Origin of the sequence: Chryseobacterium viscerum (assembly GCF_002899945.2) — a bacterium.
Lineage (GTDB): Bacteria > Bacteroidota > Bacteroidia > Flavobacteriales > Weeksellaceae > Chryseobacterium > Chryseobacterium viscerum.
In genome coordinates, this window is sequence record NZ_PPEG02000044.1 from 1 (window position 1) to 460 (window position 460).

The window sequence follows — 460 nt, forward strand, 5'->3', positions numbered from 1 at the left end:
CCTACGGGGGGCAGCAGTGAGGAATATTGGTCAATGGGCGAGAGCCTGAACCAGCCAAGTAGCGTGCAGGATGACGGCCCTATGGGTTGTAAACTGCTTTTATAAGGGAATAAAGTGAGTCTCGTGAGACTTTTTGCATGTACCTTATGAATAAGGACCGGCTAATTCCGTGCCAGCAGCCGCGGTAATACGGAAGGTCCGGGCGTTATCCGGATTTATTGGGTTTAAAGGGAGCGTAGGCCGGAGATTAAGCGTGTTGTGAAATGTAGACGCTCAACGTCTGCACTGCAGCGCGAACTGGTTTCCTTGAGTACGCACAAAGTGGGCGGAATTCGTGGTGTAGCGGTGAAATGCTTAGATATCACGAAGAACTCCGATTGCGAAGGCAGCTCACTGGAGCGCAACTGACGCTGAAGCTCGAAAGTGCGGGTATCGAACAGGATTAGATACCCTGGTAGTC

General features: G+C 51.5%; 1 rRNA gene. It reads left to right on the forward strand.

Features of this window, described 5'->3' with window-relative positions:
• Nucleotides 1–460: ribosomal RNA gene (locus C1634_RS25710) — 16S ribosomal RNA — on the forward strand; the annotation flags it as partial.